Source organism: Longimicrobium sp., assembly GCF_036280135.1.
Classification (GTDB): domain Bacteria; phylum Gemmatimonadota; class Gemmatimonadetes; order Longimicrobiales; family Longimicrobiaceae; genus Longimicrobium.
Genome location: NZ_DASURI010000048.1, coordinates 1 through 7,349, shown reverse-complemented (window position 1 = coordinate 7,349; position 7,349 = coordinate 1). Strand labels below are relative to the sequence as shown.

The window sequence follows — 7,349 nt, the reverse complement described above, 5'->3', positions numbered from 1 at the left end:
GACCGGGCCGCGCCGTACGCCCTGCGGCACTACGACGAACACGGGGTGCTGCTGTGAAGCGCCGCCCCTTCCCCTGCCCGCGCCGTCGCGTGCGCGCGACGGCGCGCGGGCCACCACGGCCCGGCCGCGCGCCCGCGCGGCTTTCCGGCACGTCCACCGCGGCGCGGCGCTCCCGCCGCGCCGGCGCAGGAGAAAACGCGGGGATTTCACCTGAAATCCCCCTGCAGGACAAAGGAAGGAATCCATGCAGACCACGCAACGCAAATTCGCCCTGCTGCTCGGGCTGGTGGCGCTGTCCCTCGCTTTCGCCCCGGACCTGTGGGCGGGCGGCACGGGGGGCACCTCCATGCCCTGGAACACGCCGATGCAGACGTTCCTCAACAACCTCACCGGCCCCACGGCGCGGACGGTGGTGGGGATCGGGACCGCCATCGCTGGCTACCAGTGGATTTTCGGCGGCCATGAGCAGGGGTCCAAGTGGCTGAGCCGGTGCGTCCTCGGCGGGGCCGTGGCGCTCACGGCGCAGACCATCGTGTCGTACGCCTCGTTTGGCGGCGCGCTGCTGTAGGGGGCCGCCATGAATGGGGATGAGCTGGACCGGGACCGCATCCATCCGTCGCTCACCCGCCCCGTTCTGTGGGCGGGGGTGGAGCGGCGGGTGATCGGGGTGGAGTTCATGGTGATCGTGCTGGTGGTGACGTGGAAGGGGATCACGTTCGGCTCCCTCCTCCTCGCCGCCTCGTTCGTCGTGCCCGTCCACCTGGTCGCGCGCTACGCCGCGGGCAAGGACCCGCGCATGACGGACTTGTTCGTCCGCAGCCTCGCGTGGCGGCGGCGCTACTACCCGCCGCACGCGGACCTCCAGGCCGCAGAGCCCCCGGTCAAACCCTCGATACCGGGAGCGCGATGATGGAGCTGCTGACGCTGATTTCAGGGGCGGCGCTCGGCGCCGCCGCCATCTCCGCCGCACGGGCGCGGGCGCGCGGGGCGCCCCCGCTCGATGCGGAGGAAGGGCTGAGCGACAAGATCAACTGGCGCGCGCTGGTGGATGAGCGCGGGCTGGAGGACGCCCGGCAATCCGTGCTGGAGAACGCGGACGGCCTGCTGCTCTGCGGCTGGAGGATGCGCGGGCCGGACCTCGACGCCGACACCGCGCAGGGCGCGAACCTGCTGACCCGGCAGGCCAACTTCGCCTTCCTGCCGTTCGTGGATAACTGGATTTTCCACGCGGAAGCCATCCACCGCGAAGCCCCCGGCTACGCCCCGGAGGGGGCGTTTCCGGACCGCGTGACGCGGGCCATCGACGCGGAGCGCCGGGAAAACTACCTCGGCGCAGGGCGGAGCTACGAAACGGACCACTACCTGTTCGCCGGGTGGCTCCCGCCCTACGACGTCTACTCGCGGCTGGGAGAGTGGATCGTGACGCGGCCGAAGCGTGAGGACGTGGACGCGGAAGCCCAGCGCGTCCTCGACCGCTTCGCGGGCTACGTGCGGGAGTTCCAGAACCGGATGCCGTCCAGCGTCCGGCTGGAGCCGCTGGACGCGGACGCGCTGCTCACGGTGCTGCACACGTGCGTTACGGGGAAGCACCATCCCGTCCGCACGCCGAACGACGTGAGCGACGTGCGGCGGGTGCTGCTGGAGGAAGGGCTGTGGGGGGGGTTCCAGCCGGTGGTGGGGCGGCGGAACGTCCGCGTCGTGGGCGTGACTGACTTCCCGCTGTACTCTCAGCCGGGGCTCCTCGCGGACCTGGGGAAGCTCGGCTTCCCCTTCCGCTTCTCTAGCCGGTTCCTGCCCAAGAGCACGACGGAAGCTCTCCGTCTCATCCGCTGGCAGACGAAAGGGTTCGCACGGAAGACGCGGCCCGCGATCCAGCAGATCAGCGGCGCGACCGGCGCCGCCGCGAAGGACCCCCGACTGGATTTTTTCGCGGATCAGCACGCGATCCAGATGGCGCAGGACAGTGCGGAGGCAGCCGCGCTGGCCTCCAGCGGCGCCGTCCGGTTCGCCTCCTACACGCCCGCCGTGGTCGTGATGGAGGAATCGGAGGAGCAGGCGGACTTCGCGGCCCGCGAAATCGTCCGCCTGCTGAACGACAAGGGATTCACCGCCACCGTGGAGGAGATGAACACCCTGGATGCCTTGGCTGGGACGCTGCCCGGTCACGGCTACTACAACGTCCGCAAGCCGGTCGTCCACACCAAGAACATCGCCAACCTGCTGCCGCTTACGTCGAAGTGGCCGGGCCTGCGCGAGAGCCCTTGTCCGTACTATCCGCCCGGCTCGCCCCCGCTCCTGTGGGGGCGGACGGACGGGTGCGTGCCGGTGCGGATCAACTGGCATGTTAGCCCGAAAGACGTGGGGCACCATCTCATTATCGCCCCCACGGGCATGGGGAAGTCGTTCTTCCTGAACCTGATGATCGCGCAGTTCCGCAGGTATCCCGGCGCCCAGGTGTTCCATCTGGACAACGGATACTCGGGCTACGCGCTGGTGAAGGCGGCAGGGGGGACGCATTACGACCTGTGCTCCGGCCGGCCGGACGCGGTGGCCTTCCAGCCGCTCGGGGAGCTGGACAACGACGCGCAGCGCGCCGCCGCTGCGCGCTTCCTCGACGTGCTCTTTGACGCCCAGGGGGTGCAGCTCACGCCGGAGCTGCGCGACGACGTGAACGCGGCGCTCCTGCTGCTGGCGGCGATGGACCGGCCGGAGCGCACGCTGACGCAGCTCTACTTCCAACTCCAGAACGACCGGCTGCGCTCCGCCGTGGGCTACTACACGGCGGAGTTCGGCAACTACGGGCGGCTCCTCGACGCGGCGCACGACGACCTCCGCGACGGGGACTATCAGGTGTTTGAGTTGAAACACCTGCTGGCCTTCCGCGACGACCGGATCACGGCCCCGGTGCTCTCCTACCTCTTCCACGGGATCAATCGGCGCCTCAACGGGCGGCCGACGTACATCCCCGTGGATGAGGGCCGGATGGCGCTGAAAAAGGGCGAGCTGGCGGAGCAGATCGCCGTTTGGTCCGTGACGGTGCGGAAGGAAAACGGGGTGCTGGGGCTCGCCACGCAGGACCCCGCCAACCTGGCGGAATCGCCGTACCGCGCGGAGCTGATGGAGTCCTACCCCGTGCACTTCTTCCTCCCGAACCCGCGCATGACGCGGGACGGGATGGAGCAGTACCGGAACATGGGGCTCAACGACCGGGAGGTGGAAATCGTCCGGTCGGCCCAGCCCCAACGGCAAATCTACTACAAGACGCCCCTCGGCTCTCGCCTGTTCGAGCTAGCCGCGGGGCCGGTCGCGCACGCGTTCCTGTCGGCCTCGGACGGCCTGAGCATGGCCGACACGCGGGCCGACGTGGACGCGCTGGTGGCGGCGCACGGCGCCGCGTGGCCCGCCGAATGGCTGCGGCGGCGGGGACTCGGCCGGTGGGCTGAGTACGTGTCCGCAGCGGAGCAGGAACCCGAAGTGGAAGGAGCAGAACGATGAGACTCGCGAATCTCTCCCGGCGGCTGCTGGCCGCTGGCGCGCTCGCGCTGGGCGCGGCGGCGGCTCCGGCCGCCGCACACGCGCAGTTCGGAATTCCGGGGGTGCCGCAGATCGTGATTGATCCGCGCAACCTCGTCCAGAACGCGCGGCAAGTCGCGCAGGCCGCGCAGCAGATCGACAACCAGCGGCGCCAGATCCTTTACCAGATTCAGGCGCTCCAGCGGCTCCGGAACCCCAACTGGCGCGAGCTGTCGGGGCTGGTCAACCAGCTTGACCAGATCATGCGGCAGGGGCAGGCGCTGGCCTACAGCGCCGCGCAGATCGACCGGCTGTTCCAGCAGACGTTCCCCGGCTACCAGCTCCCGGCTGACCTCCGCATCGGCGCCGCCCAGCGGCAGCAGGCGGAGCGGTCGCTGGCGACGCTGCGCGCGTCGCTGAACGCCGTCAGCCGCCAGATGGCCGACGCCCAGCCGGGGCTCGCCCGGCTGGGGCAGATCAAGCGCCAGATGAACGGGATCGTCAGCCCGCAGCAGGCGCTGGAGCTCCAAAACACGCTGCAAGGCTACGCGGCGGAGGAGCTGGTGATGCTGCGCCAGGCCATTAGCATCCAGACGAACGCGCAGGCCGTCGCGGAGGCCGCGCGCCTCCAGCGCCAAATGCAGGCGGACGCTGCGCTGGAAACGCTCCTGCGCAACACGGTCAACCGGCGGCGCACCACGTCGCAGGGGGACGACGGAAGCTGGAGGCGGCCGTGACGCCCCAGCGGGGCGACCTTCTGAGGAGGGCCGGGCTCGTCCCGGCCCTCCGCAGGACCGGGTGGTTGAGGGTGGTGCTGCTCGCCCTCCTCCTGGTGGTGGTCGCGACCGGTGTGGCGGCGGCACAGCAGCCCGGCATCCTCGACCGTGCCACGCTGTCGTACAAGCAGGCGTCCTTCACGTGGATGGATCGGCTGTTCCCGATCACCTCCCGCATCTTCGCGGTGGTCTCGGGGATCGGCTTCGCGCTGGCGGGGCTGAAGTGGATCGTGAGCAAGGATGAGCTGGATGACGTGGCGGTGCAGTTCATCCGCCGGTTCCTGTTCATCACCGGCTGGTACACGATCATGTTCACGTGGGAGATGTGGATTCCGCTGTTCGTGGACGTGTTCCGCGAGGCGGGCATCACCGCGTCCGGGCGGGCCACGCTCAACCCCTCGGAAATCGTGGCGCTCGGGACGGACCTGCAAGGGGCCATCGGCATCTCCGCGGTGGACTACTTCGTCAATCCGATTGCCGGGTTCACGATCCAGTTCGCCGGGCTGGTCGTGCTGTTCGCCTACGTGGTGACGGCCGTCGCCGTCTCCTACACCCTCATCCAGAGCTACCTGTCGATGGGCGCGGGGGTGCTGTTCCTCGGCTTCGCGGGATGGGAGTCCACCGCGCAGCTGACGGACAACTACCTCAACCTCCTTAGCTACGTGGGGATCAAGCTGATGGTGCTGTTCCTCCTCACGTGGACCGGGACGGAGATTTCCGCCGACATGGTGCGGTCCGTGGCGGGATCGCGGTGGACGGACCTGTCTCCCGCCGGCGAAGTGCTCTACAGCGCGTTCCTGTTCACCGGGCTGGTGATGGGTCTCCCGGTGATGTTCGCGAAGCACATCACCGCCGGGTGGAGCCTCGGGCTGGCGAACGCTGTCCGGGCGAAGTGAGCCCGGATTTCACCTGAAATCAACGGCAGACAAAGGAGGGACCGTGTCGGCCGAACAGACACAATCCAAGGCTCCGATCCGCCGATTCCCGCTCCGGCGGCGGGGCGCCCGGCGGGCGGACAGCGTGGCCCGGAGCATCGTGGACGCCCGCCGGGTGGCGGGCGACAGGATCGAAAACGCGAAGCGGGATACGCGGTCATGGCGGACCGCGTTCTGGATCAACTTCGCGGTTCACGTGGGGACCATCGGCGTCCTCGCCTACACGGCGCTGTCGCCGCGCTTCGTCCCGTATGTGGTCGCGGTGGACCGCCTCAACGTGGCCGTCCCGGTCGGCCCGGCAGAGCGGGCGGACCTCAGCGACCCGGCGGTGGTGGGCGGGGAGCTGACCCGCTTTATCACCGACGTGCGCACCGTCTCCACCGATCCGTACGCGCAGCGGATGATGGTGGAACGGGCCTACGCCTACGCCGGGCCGTCCGTGTCGCGGGTCCTCAACGGCTATTTCCGGCGGCCGGAGAACGACGCGCGCGTGGTGAGCAAGCGCGCCGTGCGGATGGTGGAAGTCCTGAGCGTGCTTCCCGGCACCAACGGGGAGAGCTGGAAAGTGCGCTGGGACGAAACCGAAATCGAGCACACGACCGGCGCGCGCACGACGACGGCGTGGGAGGCGGAGATGCGCGTGCAGCACGGCGGGCGCCCCGGCGTCCAGCGCCGCACCACGCAGGCCATCAACCTGAATCCGCGCAACCTGTACATCGTCGCCCTGACCTGGGCGCCGATCTCCAATCCCTCCGATCCGACGCGAGGTGAGCTGTGAAAACCTCTCTCATCATCCTGACGGGGGCGCTCGTCTGCGCCGCCACGACAGGCGCGGCTGCGCAGGCCGCGCCGAAGGTGCTGGGCGTGCCGGTGGCGGCCCCGGCCGACAGCGCCGCGGCCGCCCCGGCGGCGGCGCCCAGCTCGGCGGTGGCCCGTGCGCTGGCGGATTACCGCGCCTCCGGCCGCGCGGCGACGATCCCGCCGGAGCGCCCCGGCGATTTCCTCACGTACCCGTTCGGGCACGTCCGGCCGGTGCTGCGCTGCGCAACCCTGCGCAACTGCCAGATCGACCTCCAGCCGGGGGAAGTGCTGGCGGACGACCTGCTCCCGGCGGACCCGGTGCGCTGGGACGTTGACCACACGATGCAGGGGCAGACGACGGTCGTGCTGGTGCGGGCGAAGGAGTGCGACGTGAGCACGAACCTCATCATCATCACGGACCGGCGCCGGTACGTGGTGGACCTCGAGGTGCCGCCGTGCCGGGGCACGAACCCCCGGCAGGACTACATGGAGGGCATCCGCTTCTGGTATCCCGACGAACCCGGCGGCGGTGTCGGCGCCGTTGCGGCGGTGCCGGTCGCGGTGGACGCGGCGGCCGTGAACGCGGGCTATCGGTGGGGCGAGCGGCGGGGCCTGTTCGGGGTGCGGCTGTTCGGGCGGCGGTATCTGTGGACGCCGGTGCAGGTCGTGGACGACGGGCGGCGCACGATCATCCGGTTCAGCCCGGCCGCGCGCAGCGGCCCCATGCCGTCGCTGTACGCGGTGCCGGAGGACGGCACACGGGAGCTGGTGAACACGACGGTCCACCCGGACCCGGTGAACGGGGACGCGATCACGGCGGACCGGGTGGCGCGGCGGTGGGTGCTGGTGCTCCGCGAAGGAAAGCGGGAGCACAAGGTGGAAATCACGCAGACCGGAAGGTGAGCCATGCAGGACGAACGGATTGACGGACAGGATGCCGCCCAGGCGGCATCCGCACCGGCGGCTCGGCCTGCGGCGGAGCGCCAGGTGACGATGTGGAACCGCAAGGCGGTGATGATGCTCGCCTGCATCCTCGCCATCACGGTGATGGTGGTCAGCTTCATGTTCAACGCCCCGCGCCCGCGCTCCGCGAGCGCGGCGGAGGGTGGTCCGGCGGAGGAGCTGGGCGACGACGCCTCGCGGCGTAGCTACCTCGCCACCCCGCCCGACACCGGGGCGGCGCTGGCGCCCGGCAGGCTGGCGGGGGCGGGGACGCTCCCGGCGGACCTCCCGGTGGACGTGTACGGCTCCGGCGCGGCGGCCGGGCTGGACCCGACCGGGTTCGGCGCGGTTGATCCGTACGCCGGATCGGCGTACGCGGCGT

9 protein-coding genes are annotated in these 7,349 nt (G+C 70.2%); 8 read left to right on the top strand and 1 reads right to left on the bottom strand.

What is annotated here, in order from left to right:
- Positions 1-210, bottom strand: a 210-nt coding sequence (locus VFZ20_RS01590; RefSeq protein ID WP_329682059.1) for a hypothetical protein, incomplete at its 3' end; no start/stop codon positions are given.
- Between the two features lie 34 nt (positions 211-244).
- On the opposite strand from VFZ20_RS01590, the gene VFZ20_RS01585 reads away from it, so the two are divergent.
- The 8 genes from VFZ20_RS01585 to VFZ20_RS01550 form a co-directional block, all read left to right on the top strand.
- Complete coding sequence (locus VFZ20_RS01585; RefSeq protein ID WP_329682058.1) at positions 245-568, top strand: TrbC/VirB2 family protein; 324 nt, start codon at positions 245-247, stop codon at positions 566-568.
- A 9-nt stretch (positions 569-577) separates the two neighbouring features.
- Entirely contained in the window at positions 578-910 is a 333-nt protein-coding gene (locus tag VFZ20_RS01580) for a VirB3 family type IV secretion system protein (protein ID WP_329682057.1), read from the top strand.
- Positions 826-3,495: a hypothetical protein gene (locus tag VFZ20_RS01575; protein WP_329682056.1), complete on the top strand. Its 2,670-nt coding sequence runs from the start codon at positions 826-828 to the stop codon at positions 3,493-3,495. The genes VFZ20_RS01580 and VFZ20_RS01575 overlap by 85 nt, the downstream gene beginning before the upstream one ends.
- Complete coding sequence (locus tag VFZ20_RS01570; protein WP_329682055.1) at positions 3,492-4,250, top strand: hypothetical protein; 759 nt, start codon at positions 3,492-3,494, stop codon at positions 4,248-4,250. Before VFZ20_RS01575 ends, VFZ20_RS01570 begins: the two co-directional genes overlap by 4 nt.
- 71 nt (positions 4,251-4,321) lie before the next feature.
- Positions 4,322-5,185: a type IV secretion system protein gene (locus VFZ20_RS01565; protein WP_329682060.1), complete on the top strand. Its 864-nt coding sequence runs from the start codon at positions 4,322-4,324 to the stop codon at positions 5,183-5,185.
- A gap of 43 nt (positions 5,186-5,228) precedes the next feature.
- Positions 5,229-6,002, top strand: coding sequence for a VirB8/TrbF family protein (locus tag VFZ20_RS01560; protein WP_329682054.1), 774 nt, complete (start codon positions 5,229-5,231; stop codon positions 6,000-6,002).
- Entirely contained in the window at positions 5,999-6,928 is a 930-nt protein-coding gene (locus tag VFZ20_RS01555; protein WP_329682053.1) for a TrbG/VirB9 family P-type conjugative transfer protein, read from the top strand. Before VFZ20_RS01560 ends, VFZ20_RS01555 begins: the two co-directional genes overlap by 4 nt.
- 3 nt (positions 6,929-6,931) lie before the next feature.
- On the top strand, positions 6,932-7,349 hold a 418-nt coding region (locus VFZ20_RS01550), incomplete at its 3' end, for a hypothetical protein (RefSeq protein ID WP_329682052.1).